Annotated in this window: 17 protein-coding genes; 10 read left to right on the top strand and 7 right to left on the bottom strand. The window is 35.6% G+C overall.

Annotation, left to right across the window (positions count from 1 at the left end; translation table 11 throughout):
• The first annotated feature begins 85 nt into the window (after positions 1 to 85).
• Both AB3U99_RS03310 and AB3U99_RS03305 read left to right on the top strand, forming a co-directional pair.
• Entirely contained in the window at positions 86 to 1,303 is a 1,218-nt protein-coding gene (locus tag AB3U99_RS03310; protein ID WP_400245414.1) for an MFS transporter, read from the top strand.
• 79 nt (positions 1,304 to 1,382) lie between these two features.
• Positions 1,383 to 1,598 carry a hypothetical protein gene (locus tag AB3U99_RS03305; RefSeq protein WP_400245411.1) on the top strand — a complete coding sequence of 72 codons (216 nt, stop codon included), beginning with the start codon at positions 1,383 to 1,385 and terminating at the stop codon, positions 1,596 to 1,598.
• On the opposite strand, the gene AB3U99_RS03300 is transcribed toward AB3U99_RS03305, so the two are convergent.
• A complete protein-coding gene (locus AB3U99_RS03300; RefSeq protein WP_400245409.1) occupies positions 1,595 to 2,497 on the bottom strand; it encodes a LysR family transcriptional regulator in 903 nt (300 codons plus the stop codon). The two genes, AB3U99_RS03305 and AB3U99_RS03300, sit on opposite strands and share 4 nt — an antisense overlap.
• Before the next feature lie 111 nt (positions 2,498 to 2,608).
• Between AB3U99_RS03300 and AB3U99_RS03295 the strand changes: the two genes are divergently transcribed.
• The 4 genes from AB3U99_RS03295 to AB3U99_RS03280 all read left to right on the top strand — a co-directional run bounded on the left by AB3U99_RS03295 (position 2,609) and on the right by AB3U99_RS03280 (position 6,674).
• On the top strand, positions 2,609 to 3,277 hold the full coding sequence (locus tag AB3U99_RS03295) for an O-methyltransferase (protein WP_400245407.1): 669 nt from the start codon (positions 2,609 to 2,611) through the stop codon (positions 3,275 to 3,277).
• A 105-nt stretch (positions 3,278 to 3,382) separates the two neighbouring features.
• On the top strand, positions 3,383 to 4,111 hold the full coding sequence (locus tag AB3U99_RS03290) for an AzlC family ABC transporter permease (RefSeq protein ID WP_400245405.1): 729 nt from the start codon (positions 3,383 to 3,385) through the stop codon (positions 4,109 to 4,111).
• Positions 4,108 to 4,431, top strand: a complete 324-nt coding sequence (locus tag AB3U99_RS03285; protein ID WP_400245404.1) for an AzlD domain-containing protein — start codon at positions 4,108 to 4,110, stop codon at positions 4,429 to 4,431. The genes AB3U99_RS03290 and AB3U99_RS03285 overlap by 4 nt, the downstream gene beginning before the upstream one ends.
• 593 nt (positions 4,432 to 5,024) lie before the next feature.
• On the top strand, positions 5,025 to 6,674 hold the full coding sequence (locus tag AB3U99_RS03280) for a glutamine--tRNA ligase/YqeY domain fusion protein (RefSeq protein WP_400245401.1): 1,650 nt from the start codon (positions 5,025 to 5,027) through the stop codon (positions 6,672 to 6,674).
• 68 nt (positions 6,675 to 6,742) lie between these two features.
• On the opposite strand, the gene AB3U99_RS03275 is transcribed toward AB3U99_RS03280, so the two are convergent.
• On the bottom strand, positions 6,743 to 9,472 hold the full coding sequence (locus AB3U99_RS03275) for a tetratricopeptide repeat protein (RefSeq protein ID WP_400245399.1): 2,730 nt from the start codon (positions 9,470 to 9,472) through the stop codon (positions 6,743 to 6,745).
• 489 nt (positions 9,473 to 9,961) lie between these two features.
• A complete protein-coding gene (locus AB3U99_RS03270) occupies positions 9,962 to 12,634 on the bottom strand; it encodes a PBP1A family penicillin-binding protein (RefSeq protein WP_400245397.1) in 2,673 nt (890 codons plus the stop codon).
• Positions 12,635 to 12,966: 332 nt separating this feature from the next.
• On the opposite strand from AB3U99_RS03270, the gene AB3U99_RS03265 reads away from it, so the two are divergent.
• Positions 12,967 to 13,665: an FHA domain-containing protein gene (locus tag AB3U99_RS03265; protein ID WP_400245395.1), complete on the top strand. Its 699-nt coding sequence runs from the start codon at positions 12,967 to 12,969 to the stop codon at positions 13,663 to 13,665.
• A 589-nt stretch (positions 13,666 to 14,254) separates the two neighbouring features.
• Here the strand turns inward: AB3U99_RS03265 and AB3U99_RS03260 are convergent.
• The 3 genes from AB3U99_RS03260 to AB3U99_RS03250 form a co-directional block, all read right to left on the bottom strand.
• A complete protein-coding gene (locus tag AB3U99_RS03260) occupies positions 14,255 to 14,446 on the bottom strand; it encodes a hypothetical protein (protein WP_400245394.1) in 192 nt (63 codons plus the stop codon).
• A gap of 237 nt (positions 14,447 to 14,683) precedes the next feature.
• On the bottom strand, positions 14,684 to 15,724 hold the full coding sequence (locus tag AB3U99_RS03255; protein ID WP_400245393.1) for a SepM family pheromone-processing serine protease: 1,041 nt from the start codon (positions 15,722 to 15,724) through the stop codon (positions 14,684 to 14,686).
• Positions 15,725 to 15,829: 105 nt separating this feature from the next.
• Positions 15,830 to 17,221, bottom strand: a complete 1,392-nt coding sequence (locus tag AB3U99_RS03250; protein ID WP_400245390.1) for a PLP-dependent aminotransferase family protein — start codon at positions 17,219 to 17,221, stop codon at positions 15,830 to 15,832.
• Between the two features lie 117 nt (positions 17,222 to 17,338).
• On the opposite strand from AB3U99_RS03250, the gene AB3U99_RS03245 reads away from it, so the two are divergent.
• Both AB3U99_RS03245 and AB3U99_RS03240 read left to right on the top strand, forming a co-directional pair.
• Positions 17,339 to 18,052, top strand: a complete 714-nt coding sequence (locus AB3U99_RS03245; RefSeq protein WP_400245388.1) for an aspartate/glutamate racemase family protein — start codon at positions 17,339 to 17,341, stop codon at positions 18,050 to 18,052.
• Positions 18,053 to 18,260: 208 nt separating this feature from the next.
• Positions 18,261 to 18,452, top strand: a complete 192-nt coding sequence (locus tag AB3U99_RS03240) for a hypothetical protein (RefSeq protein ID WP_400245386.1) — start codon at positions 18,261 to 18,263, stop codon at positions 18,450 to 18,452.
• 620 nt (positions 18,453 to 19,072) lie between these two features.
• Here AB3U99_RS03240 and AB3U99_RS03235 read toward each other — a convergent pair.
• Positions 19,073 to 19,927, bottom strand: a complete 855-nt coding sequence (locus AB3U99_RS03235) for a VOC family protein (RefSeq protein ID WP_400245384.1) — start codon at positions 19,925 to 19,927, stop codon at positions 19,073 to 19,075.
• A 148-nt stretch (positions 19,928 to 20,075) separates the two neighbouring features.
• On the opposite strand from AB3U99_RS03235, the gene AB3U99_RS03230 reads away from it, so the two are divergent.
• Positions 20,076 to 20,387, top strand: a complete 312-nt coding sequence (locus tag AB3U99_RS03230) for a winged helix-turn-helix transcriptional regulator (RefSeq protein WP_400245382.1) — start codon at positions 20,076 to 20,078, stop codon at positions 20,385 to 20,387.
• Positions 20,388 to 20,390 lie beyond the last annotated feature (3 nt).

Here is a 20,390-nt window from a genome sequence, read left to right as displayed (position 1 = left end):
CCTTCCTTTCGAATTCTCATTCCACCCTAGATGGAGGGTTCCTTTAGTGAAATAATTTCTACATTAGAAAGAAGTGTATTACAATATGGAAAACCAAAAATATTCAAAACGAAATTTAGGAATCATGTGGTTCGCAAATTTTTTTATAAGTGCCTGTATGACCATGGTTCTCCCATTTCTATCTCTTTATATTGAATCCTTTGGTCAATATTCACCAGAATTTGTTCAGCATTGGTCTGGACTATGTTTCTCTGTCACCTTTGTAGCCGCCTTTTTATTTTCACCAATCTGGGGAAAAATTGGCGATAAATTCGGCAGAAAGACAATACTTATAATTTTAGCAATCGGTCTTGGTGTATCGATATTTCTTATGAGCTTTGCCAATTCAGTATGGGAAGTTTTTATTCTTCGTTTCTTCACAGGATTTTTCACCGGCTTTATTCCAATGTCACAAGCATTTATCTCTACACAAACTCCCAAAAAAATTGCGGGTAAAGTATTAGGAACATTACAAACAGGAAGTATTACTGGCGCATTAATTGGGCCATTGCTTGGAGGCATATTAGCAGATAGTTTTGGCTATGGAGCGACTTTCCGATTTACTTCGTTCGCAATCTTTATTTCTGCGATTCTAGTATTTACTACGAAAGAATTTGTTCTACCTGTCCAAAAGGGAACAAAAAGTAGTTATACAAGTAAAGAAGTTTTGGCCTATATCCTTAAGAATCCTGTTTTCATTACAGTCCTTCTCATCTCAGCCTTTATTCAAATTGCCCATTTTAGTATCCAGCCAATTCTTTCTTTATATGTCGGGGAATTGCATGGACCTGAGAATATTGCCTTTTTCGCTGGATTAGCTTTCTCCGCTGCAGGATTAGGTAATTTACTTATGGCAAGGAAATGGGGAGAAATGGGAGATCGCTCTGGACACCTGAAAATACTTGTTATTCTCCTATTTATTGCGGGAATTATTTATTTCCCAGGGGGATTTGTTAACCAATACTGGCAGTTGCTTATTATTCGATTTATTCTTGGTGTAGCAATTGGTGGAATGATTCCTGTGCGAATAGCCTATATTCGTCAAGAAGTACCGATTGCCATGCAAGGTGAAGTAATGGGATACGAAACAAGTCTCCGTTTTTTAGGCAATATAATCGGTCCTGCTCTTGGTGGGGTAATTGCAGGTAATTTTGGTTTCTCTATGGTATTCTTTTCCACTAGTTTTCTCTTATTAGCCAGCGGAATTTTCTTATTTACTATGATGCATCGACATCCTAAATTAGCTAAACATTCGATTTCGTAACGATTCGCCATTTCCTATTCTTCTCCTTTATGATGTATAATTAAATGGAAAATGATTAACATCATAAGGAGGAAAACCAATGGCTAAATCAGCGGCAAGAAAGAAACGTGAAAAAGCATTGCGAGAAAGTGGATTTGATACAACCATGCGAAGAGGATCATGGGGAACTATTATACCAATCACGAAAAAAACAAAAACAAAGCAGGAACGATTAACACGAATTGAAAAGAAATATAAACAAAACCATTCTTCTAGATATGATGAGAATGGTTTTTATTTTTGTGTTTTTATTTAATACTCATCTTTTACATATTTTCTGCAAATATCAAGAAATTTCTCTACCATTACAGAGCGTTTTTCATTTCTTCTTGTACAAATTGCTATTTTATTTGTAACCTTAATATCCTCCACATACACTCTTGCTAGCTTCTTATTCTTCATATAATCTCTTACAACTAGTGACGATACAAAATTGATACCGTATCCTGTTAATACCGAATGAATGGCTTCATTTATGCCATTAAACTGAAGAGCGATTTTGGGAGGAAGCACTTGATATGTTTGGCATAAAGAAAAAAGTCTTTCTCTCGTGGAACTTCCCTTTTCGCGCATGATAAAAGGTTCTTTCACTATCTCAGATAAGGTAACCCTCTTATTTGCCAATCGGTGATTTGCTGACACAACAAACCATATTTCATCTTCCACTAATTCTTCAGACAGTATATTCTCCCCATATTGTTCCACCAATCCTCCCGCATACATCGCAATATCTGCTTTATGATGAATTAACTGATCAAATGCCCCGTGTGAATTAGTAGTAGTCAAGTTAAGTTCAATCTCTTCATTCTCTGCCTTAAATACTGCTGCACAAGCCGGAATGACAAAATTTGCTGGTAGATAGGTTGCCGTTACCGCAAGCCTCCCTTTTCTAGACAAATGATAATCTGTTACAAAATCATCTAATTTTTCTTCATATGAAAATAGAATTTCAGCTTTTTCTGCTAATGCTGATCCAAACTCAGTTAGTTTAAATTTTTTTCCATCTTTTATAAACAAAGGAATACCCATTTCTTTCTCAAACTGCTTAATTTGACTAGAAACAGCAGGTTGACTGATTCTTAATAATTCCGCTGCTTTCGTAAAACTTCTATCCTTAGCAACATGATAAAACAATCTTAATCCATGAAGATTCATTTTCATCCAACCTTACATAATTATTTCTTATATCCTTATAAAAAATATATATTTTATTAATATGTTACGGAGACATATACTAAAATCATAAAGAACTAGGAGATGATGACAATGCAAGAAAATCAAGTTTGGAGCGCAGTTGATCACTATTTAATTAATAGTCTACAGCCCAGAAACGACAAAATGGAAAAATTGCTTCAAAATAATAGAGAAAATAATCTTCCCGAAATTGATGTAAGTCCTACACAAGGGAAATTTCTTTGGATACTTGCTAAAATCATGGGAGCAAAAAAAATATTAGAAATAGGTACTTTAGGAGGCTATAGCACCACATGGCTAGCAATGGCCCTCCCAGAAGATGGAAAGATCATAACATTAGAAAACAACAGCTCTCATATAAAAGTAGCAAAAGAAAACTTTGAAACTACTGGGGTTCATCAAAAGATTACTATTATGGAAGACAACGCTCTTACTTCCTTATCCAAGCTTCAAAAAGATAACATCAAAGATTTCGATCTTATCTTTATTGATGCAGACAAACCTAATAATCCTCATTACATTGATTATGCCATTAAATTAGCAAGAAAAGGAGCATTGATTATTGCAGATAACATTGTTCGCAACGGAGATATAATAGATAAAAAAAGTGAAGATCCAAAAGTAGTTGGCATTCGGCATTTTATCGATATTCTATCTAATGATTCCCGATTAGAGTCTGTTGGGCTACAAACAGTCGGAATAAAAGGCTATGATGGCTTTATTATAAGTTTCGTAAAATAGCCATAATTTTCATCCCTAGTATCCTCATATATTAAGGCATTGCCTAAAATTTTTCTCCCTTATATAATAAATGCAATTACTAATTCGCAATAAAGGGGATTGACCGTGGAAAGTTTAAAATTAGAAAAACAAGAAGAACAACAAACACTCTCCTATTTGGATGGGGTGAAAGACTGTATTCCAACGTTACTAGGCTATATCAGCATTGGCCTAGCAATGGGCGTAGTCGGTGTATCGTCTGGATTATCTGTACTACATGTTTTTTTACTTGCCACATTTGTTTATGCAGGTGCCTCTCAATTTATTATTTGTGCAATGATCGCTGCCGCAAGTCCGATTAGCGCCATTATCCTTACAACATTCATTGTGAATTTGCGCCACTTGTTATTAAGCTCAGCATTAGCCCCTAAATTCACACAATATTCCGTATGGAAAAACATCGGTATTGGAAGCCTTGTTACAGACGAGTCATTTGGAGTAGCTATTACGAAAATTGCTAGAAAAGAACCAATTAATGATCGCTGGATGAATGGACTGAATCTTACTGCCTACCTTGTATGGATAGCAGCGTGTACTGTCGGGGGATATATTGGCGGCTGGTTCCCAGATCCTGAACAGTTTGGATTAGACTATGCTTTGCCAGCCATGTTTATTGCGTTATTAATTCTGCAATTGCAAACAATTGAACCTACTAAACTGAAACACTATTTATTATTAATCACATTGATGATAATATGCATGCTCATTTTCTCCACTTTCTTATCAAGTAGCCTAAGTGTCATTATTTCAACCATCGTGGTAGCTACAATTGGGGTGGTGACAGATAAACGATGAGTAACACTAGCTTTTTTCTTTTAATAATTGGTTGTACACTTGTAACATTTATTCCAAGAGTTATTCCATTTTTGGTTGCACGCAATTTCACCATTTCTGCTCCTGTTGAAAAATGGCTTTCCTATCTACCTGTATGTATTTTTACTGGTTTAATTGTAGAAAGTCTTTTAGAAAGTAACGGAAGTAATAGTATCCATTTAAATTTGGAGGCCCTTATTGCTACTATCCCTACTATCATTGTTGCTTTTCTTAGCAAAAGCTTATTAACTACCGTATTATTCGGAGTAGTGTGTATGGCTATTGTAAGATTGATCTTATAGCTTTTTTTGTAAAATCCCTCTTTTGCTTTTAGTAGATGAAAGGGGGCATTTTTTTATGAACGCTTTTTTCTTCTGGCTCATTTATTATGGCTTTCGTAATGGTTATGAAAGCATCTTTTCTCTCTTCCCCCTGCTTTTTTGGCGTTCATCCTCCTCATGAAAACCACTTCCCCCTTTTCCTCCTGCCTTTTTGGCGTTCATCCTCCTTATAAAAACCACTTTCTCCTTTTCCTCCTGCTTTTTTGGCGTTCATCCCACTTATGAAAACCACTTTCCCCTCTTCTCCCAGCCTTTTTGGCCTTCATCCTCCTAATTTCCCCATACCTCCACTATATACTGCTAATCAACCACCTATCAAAATGGATAAAATTATCAAAAACATCCATAACCTTACATAAAAATTATCCAAAACCATAAATTTCACAAATTAATTGTACTTTCGTTTCCTTTCTATGAAGTTTATAATAAATTATTGGTTATATTATTGATATAATCATACTAAGATCGTTTGGATATTTTCGATATAAACGAGTTACTAGGCTCAACATTCAAAACTAAAAGTATTCATACATAATAGAAAGGTGGCTATAATCTTGGAGATTGGCTCTAATTTTATAAAAAACATCATGAAAGAAGATTTAGAAACAGGTAAGCATGATACAGTTATCACTCGCTTTCCGCCAGAACCAAATGGCTATTTACATATTGGACATGCTAAGTCCATTTTTATTAATTTTGGGTTGGCAGATGAATTTGGTGGCAAAACTAACTTGCGCTTTGACGATACAAACCCTTTAAAAGAGGACATTGAATATGTGAACTCTATTAAAGAAGATGTAGAATGGCTTGGATATGAGTGGGAAAATCTGCTCTTTGCTTCTGACTATTTTGAAGAAATGTACGAGCGTGCTGTTTTATTAATCAAAAAAGGGTTAGCTTACGTAGATGATTTATCTGCTGATGAGATTCGTGAGTACCGTGGTACATTGACAGAACCAGGAAAAGAAAGTCCATATCGTACCCGTTCTATGGAAGAAAATCTTCAATTATTTGAAGCAATGCGTAACGGAGAGTTTGGAAATGGTGAAAAGGTTCTTCGCGCAAAAATTGATATGGCTTCTCCTAATATTAACTTAAGAGATCCTGTTATTTATCGTATCGCCCATGCAACACATCATAATACTGGAGATAAATGGTGTATTTATCCAATGTATGCATTTGCTCATCCATTAGAGGATGCGATCGAAGGTGTCACACACTCTCTTTGTACAACAGAGTTTGAAGACCAACGCCCTCTTTATGATTGGGTTGTTCGTGAATGTGAAATGGAAAGCACACCACAGCAAATTGAATTCGGTCGTTTAAATATTACAAACACGGTTATGAGTAAAAGGAAATTAAAACTCCTAGTAGACGAAAAATATGTGGATGGTTGGGACGATCCTCGTATGCCTACTATCTCTGGTTTAAGAAGAAAAGGCGTAACGCCAGAAGCAATCCGTAATTTCTGTATGGAATTAGGTATCTCAAAAGGATCTGGAGCAGTTGATTCTGCAATGCTTGATCATTTTGTTCGTGAAGATTTAAAATTAAAAGCCCCTCGGACAATGGGTGTCCTAAATCCTTTAAAAGTAGTCATCACGAACTACCCAGAAGGACAAGTAGAAATGTTAGATGCGGAAAACAATCCAGAAAATCCAGAGATGGGAGTGAGACAAATTCCATTCTCTCGTGAAATTTATATTGAACAAGAAGACTTTATGGAGAATCCTCCGAAGAAGTACTTCCGCTTATTCCCAGGAAATGAAGTGCGATTAAAGCATGCCTACTTCATCAAATGTGAAGAAGTAATAAAAGATGAAGAGGGAAATGTAATGGAGCTTCATTGTACGTATGATAAAGAAACAAAAAGTGGGACTGGCTTTACTGGCAGAAAAGTAAAAGGAACATTGCATTGGGTAGAAGCAACGCAAGCTATCCCTGCAGAATTCCGCTTATTCGAACCACTTATTAGTGATGAAGAGGAGGAAATAGAAGAAGGAAAAACGTTCTTAGACTATGTAAATCCTAATTCTCTAGAAGTGATTCAAGGCTTTATTGAGCCAAATATGAAGGATGTTAAACCACAAGATAAATTCCAATTCTTCCGTCATGGCTATTTTAATGTGGACCCTAAATATACAACATCTGAAAAGCCTGTATTTAACCGCATTGTTTCCTTGAAAAGCTCATTTAAATTATAATAGTTGCTAGAAATAAAGGGAGAAGAATAATCATTATTTCGATTATTCTTCTCCCTTTTTCCAATCACTTATATCCAAGTCGTTGCAGGCTTAGTTGTATTAGCAAGCCAATCGTACTGCAGTAAGCGTAATTCAAATAATTTCAATGGATCATGGAACATTTCTGGATTATTCTTTAAACGCTCTAATAAATCCTTGTATTCCTCTATGTCTTTTGATTTTTCTTCTGCAACCTGCTCTAATGTTACCTTTGGACTGATAAAGAACATCTTGATATCATTTTCCAATCCTTTTTCATAGAAATCAAAATGCTGTAAAACAGCTGCTGAAACAGATGAAACCACTTCAGAAAAGTCTTCCGTTTCGATATACTTTTGATATTTTGATTGGAGCATTTTTTTATTTTGTTGAATGGCTCCAAGTAGCTTCCCTGCACTCTTCAAAAATACTTGAGACGCATTAAAGCGATTGAAAATATTTAATGGATCGATTCGTAGCCCACTTGATAAGCGGCGTGCATCCCTTCTCCAATCTTCAATGATTGTAAAGTCACAGATAAGTTCCAAAGGATGCTCTTTATATATGCCATTAAAGCCTTCACAAAGCTCTTGAAGAAATTGCTGCCCTTCCTCTAATTGTTTATGGGAAGATTGAATCCATTCCTCTATGCTTCGATGAACGCGCGGTGATAACGTTTCGTTTATATAGTGATTTATACGTTTATTCATCTCTTCATTAAGAGCAACATGCATCTTAGTAAAATCACTATCTTCTTTTACAAAATCCTTACAGCCTTTTAAAATAGCTGGAATATCTTTCTTCATTGCTTCTTGCGTTTCCGCTTTGATTTCTTCAAATTGCTTTGTAATGGATTCAATTTTTGACGCTTCCATATCCATAAGTTGATTTTTTGCGCCAGTAAGCTTACTTACCATTTCCTCATACAATTCTAGTGAACCCTTTAAACTATTTTCCATATCTAGTCTTTTATCTAATAGATTTGTAATTAAATCTTGAATAATCGAAATGCAGCTTTGTAGACGTTCTTCCTTCATGTTTCTTCCTTCAAAATGCTGTTGATAGTAGCGACTGACCTCATCTAATTGCATTTTTCTATCCTCTTGCTTGGAATAGATAAATATTTTGCTATCAGGGAAATAATGCTGAATCGCTGCTGTTGCCTTTTGCAATCGCTTTGTTGCCACTTTCTCATTTTCCGCATCATCCATATAAATTAAGAATTGAACAGTTAAGAACGATGATTTTTCCTTCCATTGCTTTAGCTGTTCATATTCATTATAAGAAAAAACAGAGTGTTCATTGATAACAAATAAGAGACTGTCAGCAAGCATTGCATACTCTGCATAAGATGCATTTTCAACAAAAGGAGCAGTGGTAACAGTCCACCTATTTTGGTTTAAATAATGGGAAGGTGTATCTAACTGAAATACTCTCGGATTTTCAGAATCTGGTTGTTGAATCAAAAGCTCCTCATAAAAATTAGTTAGTGTATCAATTGGGCGTAATCCAGAATTCGTTACTTCCTTAATCTCAAGATAATCATTATCTTTTACTGTTAGAATTGCGCTTGCTTCTTCCGCCAGAACAGTTTCCCCTACAAGCTCATTAATATAAGCATTCACACCACTTCCATGTGATCCTACCATCAATAATTGATAATGATCAGATGGAAGATAATCCTGTACCTTTTGGGTGAATTTCTTATCGAGTTGAATATCATGTTTATCTGCCCAATGTAAAATAGATTCAAATAAATTCATAAATTGCTGGAACGATACATTCGTTTCCGTTGTTTCATTAATGACCATTTCTGCTTTCGATACAACCGAATATTCGATAGAGTGTTTAAACATTTCATTCCAAGCTAAAACAGCAGATGCTGCAACTACAACCTGATTTCCACCAGAAGATAAGAAATAATTGGATAAAAGAGCTGGAACGATTTCTTGTACTTCTTTAATTGGATAGCTACCACTAATTAAATGAGCATACGCTTTTTCTAATATATGCGTCAGTCCCTCTTCTGCTTTACTTGGAGCTGGTTCATAGACTGTATTAAACACGGTTACCCATGTTAAATAGTGTGCGCTATCTTGATAGTTTTTCCATAATGATATCGCCAATCTTTCAAAAGTAGCAGAATCTAATTCTTGAAGATTTTTCAAGCTTTCCATAAAATACGCTGGTTCAAACTGATTGATTACACCAAGGTTACTATAATGAATCAGTGCTTCATACCATTTTAATGCATCTGTTCTTTTTCCTTCATTAACAGCAAGCTGGATTGCTTTTTCCCAATTTTGTTGTTCTTCATAATACGATTTAGCAACAGTTGTTATATTGGCATAATCAGGATTCGTAACGACAAGATTATTGATAATCTCTAATGCCATTTCATGATTTTCTTTTTGGAAATATAAAGAAAATAGCTGCATCGATATTTCTGTCTTTAAAAGTTCAGAATCGGTTTCGATTGATTTATAAAAGCTTTCCGCAGTAGAATATTCCTCTAATTCCAAATAGGCATCTGCGAGGTTTTTTTTCGCCCATGGTTCTAATTCATTACTAATATTTTCCCATTTAAAAATAGCCGCTTCATAATCATGGTATTGAAAATATAATTCCCCTTGTGCGAAGCGAATAGAAGTCAAATCAGGAACATTTTTTCTTTGTTCAGCAATATATAATTGTCCTAAAACGTCAATTGGCGATTCGTCTCTATCTTTTAAGTATCCTTCATAATACGTTTTATCTATTAGTTTTTTTTCTAATGTCATAACTTCCCCCTGCTATCCATTTAGAGTGTCTTCATCCTTTTTAAATAATATATTTATGCAAAAATCTATCAAATTATGTCTTAGTAGGCTATCCTTCATTGTAGCAAACCAGATTATTTCATGGATTTCTAAATCGATTCAATCTCTTTACAATATAATAACAGTCAAGTAATCCTTCTAAAATGATAGGTATTCCTCCCTGTTTTTCTTGTTTAAGTTAAGTTTTCACAATAAGAATGCAGAATCTTCACTCTTTTACAATGACACTATTATATTTAGATTACTGATTATTATTCCCTTCCTCTAGTGCCAATCGTACCTTTCTTCCCTGTTTTTTCCGCTTCTTTATTTATCCGAAAAAAAATGTTTCTTGCATCTTAAGACCTACCTCAAAATCTTTCTCTCGTTCGTTTTTGGATATAAACGGAATAGACAAAAAAAAGAAAATGGTCAACCATCGGAGAGCTGGTGACCATTTTCTTATTACACTTATGGAGTTGTGTCATTCACAGCATTTGAATCTGGATGGATAATGTCACCAAGTCCATTATCTTCTCCGCTTCCATTCCATCCCCCAGGTTCAGGAGTCGGATTAACTGTAACAGACGTAGATACCGCTTCACTAGAACCTACTTCATTTGTGGCTGTTACCGTAATAATATACGTTTGTCCAGGCTGAGGCCCCATCAATGTGGCTTGTAGTTCTGACGTCGGTGCTAAGGTTTGCGGGATTCCATTAACCGTAAAAGAAACAATGTATTGGATATTTTCGCCTTCATTACTAGGTTGCCAATGAATCAAAATGCTATTCGATGCTTGATCATAGGTTGCTTGTAGATTACGTGGACTGTTTGGTGCCTTGGCTAGTTCCTCAACTGTGATGGAAGTGGAAGCTATCTCACTTTTTACCCCTTCTGCAATTGCCACAACCGTAAAGGCATATTCTTTTCCTTTTTCAGGATTTGGAAGAACGATCCTTTTATCCTTTGTAGACGTTAAGTTTATTGTTTTTCCATCTACTGTATAAGAAACTTCAAAGCTTGTTTCAAAACCACTAATAGTAGAGTGGTTCCATGATAATTGAATTTGATTTGCTTCTTCATCATAGATGGCGCCAAAATCGGTTGGTTTCGCAGGTTTTGGTGGATGTGGTTTCTCTCCACCCTTTACGTAATACTCCATTCCCAATTTTCCAACACTTTCTGGTTGCTTAAATCGATCTTGACTTGTCGCCGCCTTCGACATAATCGCTTTGAAAACGAGTAATGACAAGTCGTCCGTTGTGCTATTTAAATAGTCACTCGAAGATGTCGTTTTATCAAACCCAGTCCATACGGCTCCAGTATACTGTGGAGTATACCCTACAAACCAAGCATCCCTTACAGCATTTTTTGGTAAGCTGTATTTCGTCATGGTTTGTTCATCAAAGTTCGTCGTTCCGGTTTTTCCAGCAAGATCTATACTAGAAATATTTGCCTTCGCTCCTGTACCTGAATGGACTACTGACCGTAACATATCTGTTACTAAGAAAGCTGTATAATCTGCCATTACTTTTTTCTCAGTCGGTGCTAATTTCTCAACACGCCCATCTGAATAGACAATTTTTGTAACGGTATGGGGTTCCATATAGTAACCACCATTACCGAAAGCAGAGTACGCACCGGCCATCACAAGTGGAGATGCCGCATCAATTCCACCAATGGAGTTTGCCTCATTTCCTTTTTGCTCATCTGAAATCGGGAAGCCTAGGCTTCTAGCAAATTCGGTTGCAGCATCTGCGCCAACCTCTTGAAACGTTTTTAATGCTGGAATATTACGTGACCAAACAAGGTGATCTCGAATCGTCTTACTTCCTGCATAGGTACGACTTGCATTTCGAATCGGCGTCCCATCGCTGTAATGATATTCTTCATCTTTTATCATGTGCCCTGTTGACCATTTGAATTTTTCAATGGCAGGTCCATAGTCAAGAATCGGTTTAATTGTCGAACCAGGCTGACGTTTCATCATAGTGGCATAATTATAGGAATTAGTTTGAAAATTTCTTCCACCACCAATGGCTTTAATTTCTCCTGTTTGTGTATCGGTAATTACTACAGCTGTTTGAAGCTTCTCATTATCTGGAAAGCTTACATACTCATTGGTTGATAGTACATCTTCTGTCAATTGTTGTATGTCCGGATCGATGGTTGTATAAATTTCTAATCCATCTTCAAAAATATTCGCATTTGTCTTTTCTTGTACCTCCTTTAAAACGCTATTCACAAATGCCTCATATTTATTTGCTTTCGGCTTCTGAATGTTTATCGTCTCTTCAATGGGGGTACTTTGCGCGTCTGTCATTTCTGATTTTGAAATATAACCATGTCTATTCATATAGTTAAGAACCATATTTCTTCTTGTTTCTGCCCGTTCAAGATTGTCTTCAACAGTTGGCATGTATCGATTGGGACTTTGTGGAATTCCTGCTAATAGTGCAGCTTGTTCAAGTGTTAATTGATCTAATTCGTCCACATTTAGCCCAAAGAAACGCTCAGCTGCTTTTGCTACTCCATATACATCGCCGCCGTATAAGTTTTTGTTGAAATACATTTCTAGTATTTCCTCTTTAGTGAAGCGGCGTTCTAATTGAATTGCCAAGTACCATTCCTGGATTTTTCTTGTTGGTGTTTGCTCAATCGATAGAAAGGAATTTTTTACTAGCTGCTGTGTAATGGTACTCCCACCACCACTTTCTAGCGATCCTGTCGTAATTACTTTAAAGATTGCAACCAATGTTCGTTTTACGTCGATTCCATGATGCTTGTAGAAACGAGAATCCTCGGTTGCTAAAACAGCATCCTTTAAAACCTCTGGAATTTGTTCCATTCCGATATCATCACGTTTTTCTGCCCCTACCTCGGCGATAACTGTTTTTCCATCACTAGCCAATAAGCTAGAGGATAAAGGGTCTTTTAATAATGTTTCGTCAAACTTCGGAGCATCTTTAATAATCAAGATAATTGCTCCCACTCCAACCAAAAAGAGCATAATCCCAACAATAAGACTAAAATATAAGAACTTTTTCCAAAATCTTTTCTTTGGTTTCTGATTCTTTGATGAACGTTGTTCTTCTTGTATTTTTTTTCTTCGCTCAACGCGAGAATGATTATTTTCAGTCATTCGAGTAGCTGCTAACGAAATATAAACAAAATCATTTAGTCTATATTCACATTCTTGATAGCAGGTTTTTCACCTCATTTTTGGATTTTTGTATGATCTGATAGAGAGAATAGACATTTTTAATTTATTTGTCTTCTGTCTTAGTGTTATAGATTATGGCTTTAAAAATGCGTTTAAAATGCGATTTTTCCGATTTGCATCATACCCACTAACCAGTTTTTTTGATATGATAAAAGAGAAGAATTCTTTTTGAAGTTTACATAATAATATAATGATTAATCAATAGATAATGAATGATACATTTATGATAATTCGTTTATAGGAGTAAAAATATGAAGGAGTCAATATTCTTAATTGTCGAACAGGGGGCACCATTTGAGGCGGGAGACTTTATCCCACTGAATAACTCGATTTTGATTGCTGGAAGAAAAGGGACGAACTGGGATCCTGATCTTTCATTTTGCAATATTTTTGTATCAAGAAAGCACTTTGCAATTTATTACAAAGATCATCAATGCTACATCAAGGATTTGAATAGTAAGCATGGAACATTTTTAAATCATAGACGCCTAAATGCACACGAAGAAACCATTCTAAAAGCTTCTGATATGATTTCACTTGGATATGATTTAATTAAACTTTCTGTTGCTTCTATTATTGATGATACTTCCGATATTATACCGATTATTCACGGAATAGAGAAACGGTTATCAGAGGAATTTTATCTCGATCCACTCAAACAAGAATTGTGCTGGTATAATCAAACGTGGAAATTTTCGGAGAAAGAGTTTAAATGTATCGATTTCCTTATCAAAAATAAAGATCAATTTGTCTCAAAAGAAGACTTGATCCAATGTGTATGGTCAGAGCGAAGCCAAAATTGTGGAGGCACGCTTGATGTAAGCAATGAAGAAATTAATTCTATCATTTATCGAATACGCAAAAAAACGAAGCTTGTCATTAGCATTGAAAACATAAGAGGAAAAGGATACATTCTTTCTTTTATTAATGAAAAAAATAGCGTGATTTAAACCGCTTCCGCAAAAAAGAGGCTGGGACATAAGCATTTTAATTAATAATAATCACGAATATCTATGCAATGTAGACACATTATTGTTGGTGTTTTTTCGTTTTAGAAAGAAGGTTTCACAAAAGTCTGTTGCTATTACCCGCAGTCTAAAATACACTTCGCTTTCCATGGGGCGAGCGCCAAGCCTCCTCGTCGCTAGCTCCTGCGGGGTCTCGGACTTTCTCGCTGCTTCCATAGGGAGTCTACGTGTATTCAGACTGCTCAGTTCTTCCATATAATTAAATTTTTCTATTAAAAATTTTTTAGAAAAGACTTTAAAAAACGAAGTGGAATGGAGCGGAAGACACTCGACTCCTGCGGGAAGTAGAGCAATCTTTAGACCCCACAGGCTTTGCCGAGGAGGCTTAGGTTTCTCGCCTGCGCATCGAGTGTCTGTAGCGCAATGGAACGACTTAGTTTTTACATGTGACTATATTTAAAAACATAGATAACCATCATGAGAAAGTAGCTTTATTTAAGAGCTAAATTAGAGGTTGTTCGTCTTTACAGATTGGCTATTTAGTTTTGTCCCAGCCTCTTTAGACTCTTCATTATTTTTGCTTCTCATCCTCTTTTTCAATTTTCTCTACAGGGGAATGTCCCATCCAATCTTCTTGTTTCATCCGTTTTTTTCGTCTTCTTTGCGATACAACAATGACAAGAATAATAATAACGATTAAAAGGAGAGGAACTCCAAAAGCTCCATAAAGAATATTAAAAAGACCACTGAAAAATTCTGACATGGTGAACCTCCTTGTAAATGCCGTTTACCGACTATCCCTCGCTCTTTCCACTTTCTATATATAACTTTCCCATTTCATTCTTTTCTAAACACTAGATTTTCAGGAGATATTCTTACAATTGCAACAGTATTCCCATGAAAAAAATCCCCTTAAATGGATTAAGGAGATACTAGATAAACATTTATGTTTTATTTTGAGAACTTTTGTAAAAGTAGAAAGGAACAATACGTAAAAAGCTTATTTCTTTTCAGGCAGCTTTTCCAAGTAATCGATTGCTTCTTTCAATGTGCTTACTGGGACAATTTTTATATCTGTGTACCCTTCTTCCTTCACTTGCTCTTTAATTTCTTTTTCATTTGTATCGTATTCTGTTATATCTTGTGGATAAAAGAATATATCTACATCTGCTTTATGCGCAGCGACTATTTTGTGCTGAATTCCGCCGATTTGCCCCACATTTCCTTCTGCATCCATTGTACCGGTACCAGCAATTTTATAACCCTTTGTTAAGTCCTCTTCCACCATTTGATTATAAACTTCTAAAGAAAACATTAATCCAGCTGAAGGACCACCAATATTTTCACTATTTATCGCAACATTAATGGAAGGATTTATCGTCATATTATCTTCAGGAGCAATGCCAATTCCGACTTGTCCTGTCTTTTTATCTAATTCAATTACTTCAACAACTGCTTCTTTTTTTTCCTTCCCATGCATAAATTCAAGCTGGACAGTGTCTCCTGCTTGCTTTTCCTTTAAATATGCAATTAATTCTTCACTTTTCGTAAATTCTTGTCCATCTACCTTTTGGATAATATCCCCAACTTGGATAATCGACTTTGCTTTGGAATTTTCTAATACTTGAGCAACGAAAATACCGTTATAGTCAAACTGAACTTTTTTTCCTGCTTCATGAAGGCTAGCAATAATAGCATTTTGCTTAGAAGTATCCATCATGTGAAGCAATAGCTTATTGTACTCTTCGTCACTAAGATTCCCTTTAACCTCTTCCTCTTTTCGTATTTCCGTATGAGGTGCGACTAATCCGTATAAGTAGATATATGGATTATTTGCCTTAATCGAATAAACAGTTGTTAAATTGAGGCTTCCTTTTTCTGATTTAGTTCCATCTTCCACTGTTACTTTTGGAGCAAGTGCTTCAATGGAGCCTGGCTGGTTTAAATAATAAGGGGTTGGGATGAATAAGAGAATAATGAGTACCCCAAAAAGTATGGTTAACCACTTTTTTGAAAAGATGCTTTTTCTTGATTTATTCATATTTACATACTCCTTAGGATAATAATTTGCTTCTATAAATATATTTACATACATCGAATTAAAACAGAATGAATTTCAGATAGTTTTTCCATTAAAAAAAGGATATTAATTCTGATTAAGCGTTTTTCCCAATAATTGTACACCCGCTTCGATTTCTTCTAGAGATAGTCCTCCATATCCCATTACAATTCTTTCCTTATGCTTCCCTTTTTCTAAACTATATTGTTCGATCGGATATACCTTCACTCCGGATTCCTGAATTTTATGTATTAACGCTGGCTGAAAATCAATGCCAGGAATATCCACTACCAAGTGCATACCTGCTGATTTACCAATGATTGTAGCGTGCTGAAAATTTTGCTGAATAGCTGTAACTAATCGCTCTCTTTTCTCTTTATAGATTTTTTTCATTTTCCGAACATGGCGATCTAAATATCCTTCCTTGATAAAACGTGCTAATACTAATTGTTCCAGTGAGGAAGTATGTCGATCTGAAAACCATTTAATTTTTTCAAAGGAATCGACTAATTCCTCTGGCAAAATAACATAGCCAATACGTAATCCCGGGGAAAGAATCTTGCTAAATGTTCCTACATAAATAACATGGTTTGGGGCTATTCCTTGAATGGATGGGACAGGAGCCCCTTCATAAGTAAATTCGCTATCGTAATCATCTTCTACAATATAGCAATTCATTTTTTGAGCGTATTCTATTAATTGTAGCCTTCTTTGTATAGAAAGAATACCACCTAATGGAAACTGATGGGAAGGAATGACGAAAATAAAGCTTGGGGCTGTTTGCGGCAAACCATTCGGATCAATTCCGTTTTCATCTACGGGAACAGGAATAATTTCCGCCTTGCTGAAAGTAAAAATATTCCTCATTTCATCTGTTACCGGATCTTCCACTGCAATTGAATTATTGTCTTTACCAAGCATTTCCGTAATTAGCTTTAGACCTTGAGTAGCACCAGATGTTATGAAAATCTGCTCCGCCCTGCATTGTACCCCTCTGACTCTTTTTAAATAGTCAACGAGCACATCCCTTAATTCAGCTGCTCCAGATGCCTCTCCATATCCAAAGACCTCCTCTGATGAATGCAAACAAATTTCCTTCGATAATTGTGCCCATTTTTTTCTTGGAAAATAATCAATCGCTGGGTTGCCTGCTTTAAAATCGATAAATGCCTTTATCGATTCACTATTTTTTTTAGAAAGATCCTTTTTCTTTTTTCTTTCTATGAATGAAAGAGAAGTACCTTCTGCTACAAATGTTCCTGCTTTTGGTCTAACCTCTAAATATCCTTCTGCAATTAGGCGTTCGTAAGCTTCTAGAACAATATTCCGGGAAACGCCAATAGAACTTGCCAATTCTCTTGATGAGAGCAATTTTTCTCCTTCTTTTAATTGCTTATCCAATATGCCATTTCGAAGTTGATCATATATTTGTTGCGTAAGAGAAATAGATTGCGAACGATCAATGGTAATAAAGATCATGGAAAATCCTCCTATACAAAAGCTAACTGGTACTATAAAAGTATATAATTTCTGGCTCTATTCTATACCAGTATACCATGTTATCATGGGGAAAAATGGCCGAAAAGGAGTTTTTAAATGAAAACAATTGGACTAATTGGTGGATTGAGTTGGGAATCAACAGCAGATTATTATCGATATATTAATACATTTGTAAAAGAACAAATGAGGGGACTACACTCAGCAAAATGCCTTCTTTATTCCTTTGACTTTGAGGAAATTGTTGCCCTTCAAAAAGCAGGACATTGGGAAAAAGCAACGGAATTAATGGTGAATGCTGCGAAAACATTGGAAGCAGGCGGAGCAGATCTACTATTAATCTGTACTAATACGATGCATAAGATGGCAAAAGAAGTACAAGCATCCGTCTCTATTCCCTTGCTTCATATTGCAGAGGTTACGGGAAACGAAGCGAAAGAGGCCGGTTTAAAAAAGGTTGGCTTATTAGGAACCATGTTTACAATGGAGCATTCTTTTTATAAAGAAGCTCTGTTACATCAGGGGATCGAAACGATTGTCCCTGAGAAAGAAGATAGAAAAGCCGTTCATCGCATTATATTTGATGAATTATGCAAAGGAATCATCCTTCCTGAATCGAAGGAAATATATATGGGTATTATGGAAAAACTACTTGCTAACGGAGCTGAAGGCATAATATTAGGATGTACAGAGATTCCCTTACTTATCAAACAAGAAGATAGCGCTATTCCATTATTCGATACAACATTTTTACATGCTAAAGCTGCTGTTTCCTATGCTCTTGGTAAAGAATTGGCTATCGTAAATAGCTAATTAACACGAACAAAAATTCATAACGCTACTAAATTACTAGGGTACATTTATCCTAGTTTTTTTACACGTTCTCTAAACTACTGTAAAACAAGCTTAACTTCCTTCCAAGATAATAAAGGCAGCCAAAAAAATGGAGGAGAAAAAAAGATGAACAAAAGAAATTCTCTCCAATTGCTTTTGTTCAAACAGATACAGATGAAATGATTACTTGGGAGAAGGATATTTATTAGAAAAGCTCAATGGGGTGTTAAATCCAGGAGAACGAAAGAATGGTAATATAGGTTTCAATGTAGAAAATTCCACTATCAATGAAATTCAGTTAAGCACAAGTGACGTTTATAGCGAGCATGAAAAGCTGTTAGATAAAGCAAAAACACTAGATTTCCATTTTGAACAATAATAACATAGATTTACTACTTCAATATTATATCAATGAAAGAGACCAAGTACGTCAGGTAAACCTTTTACAGCGAGCTGGAGATTGTGTGAGCCAGCAAGGTAATCTTGGCGTGAATTTTCCTACTAGCATACAAGACACATAACGAGAAGAAACGCTTCGAATGTCCCCCTCCATTAAAGGCATAATGGTCGTTAAATTTTACACAACAGAAATTTGGCGACACCTCAAAAAAAGGCACTCGTCCCTTTCACTGATTTATCTTTATGAAAATAGGCATAAATCTATTATTTTTTGAAGTTATCCTCTTGCTCAATTGCTTAGAAAGCGTGAAAGCAATGAAAATATTGCAAACGATAGTCCTAATCGGATTGCTATTGTGGAAATTTCTCGTCGAATAACGGATAGCGTCGTTTTCACACCAATTAAGCTTAGCCCATTAATCAATTGGACTATTTGATGAGCAACCATGTATCAATAATTACTACACCTGACAGATTAATAATTAATTGAGATGATCTGCACATTGCTTGATTTTATTTTCCAATATAGAAGAAGCACGAGCAGTATCGATATCACCAGCCTACGGCAATATATGCTATTTTTTTACTCATTCGAAACAATTAAGAGACTGACAATTGAATAGTATTTCCCGAAGGATCATATGTGTACCATTTGCCCTCTTCTTCTGTAATAATTGCCCCTAACTGCGTAAGTCTTTGTTTTATTTCTGCGAATTTTTCTTGGCTAGGTATTTTCAATTCATAATAAGCTAATCCAACCTGATTCTTTTTTGGCACAGGAGCACCAACACCATTCGAGACATTTAAGCCGATATGATGATGATAACGTCCAGTCGAAAGGAAAAATGCTTGTGAACCATATTTTTGAACAATATCAAAACCCAATCCTTGTACATAAAAATCAACTGTTTGTTCTAGCTCCGCAACATGTAAGTGAATATGTCCGAGAATTGTTCCTTCAGGAAGTCCATTCCATTGACCATTTCCAGCAGCTGCGAGAACTCCTTTTGTGTCCATATAGGTGGTATCCATACTAACAAAGTCACCATCCCATTTCCACTCTGTTGACTTTTTGTCACGATAGATTTCAATTCCATTTCCGTCTGGATCAGCTAAATAAATTGCTTCACTGACATAATGATCCGAAGCTCCCTGTAATGGATATCCCGTTTCTAATAAATGGTTTAAAACCATACCAAGTTGTTCTCTTGATGGAACTAATATCGCAAAATGATAAAGTCCTGTTGTTCGCAGTTTTTTTGGCTCGACTTGATCTAATTCCTCTATAAATAGAAAGGCTTCGCCTGCTCCTGCCCGTAAAGCTGCTTTTTTCTTCTCCTGACTATCGATAGAAAAACCAATCACTTCCTTATAAAACAAAAGGGACTTTTCTAAATCGGATACCTTTAAAGTTACACTTTTCGCATAAATATTTGGATCGGCATGAAATGTCAATTCTCTCTCCTCCTAATACGTATTCACTTACTTTATGTAAGTAATTTTATTTTAATAAACAACATTTGTAAAGTAATCTTATTACGATTCATAATATTTTTACTTAAAATATTAATTATTGTATAATAGTTGGAAGGGGGAATGTAAAATGAACCAATCGACGATTTGTCCACGGTTTGAAAAAGCAATGAGTATTTTAAGCCAACGTTGGACTGGTTTAATTATTTATCAGCTATTAAACGGTCCTCAACGTTTCTGTTCAGTAGAATCCTCCATTGGAATAAGCGGAAGACTTTTATCGGAGAGATTAAAGGATTTAGAGCAAGCAGGAATTGTAATAAGAGAGGTATACCCTGAAACTCCTGTCAGAATTGAATACTCTTTAACAGAAAAAGGGCGTTCATTAGAGCCAATTATGAAAGAAATTGAAAATTGGTCCCATTCTTGGCTAGAAGTGTAAACA

It is taken from the genome of Niallia tiangongensis, from assembly GCF_044704065.1.
In the GTDB taxonomy this organism is placed as follows: Bacteria; Bacillota; Bacilli; order Bacillales; family Cytobacillaceae; genus Niallia; species Niallia tiangongensis.
The sequence above is the reverse complement of the archived record's forward strand: the minus strand, read 5'-3'. Positions and strand labels throughout refer to the sequence as shown.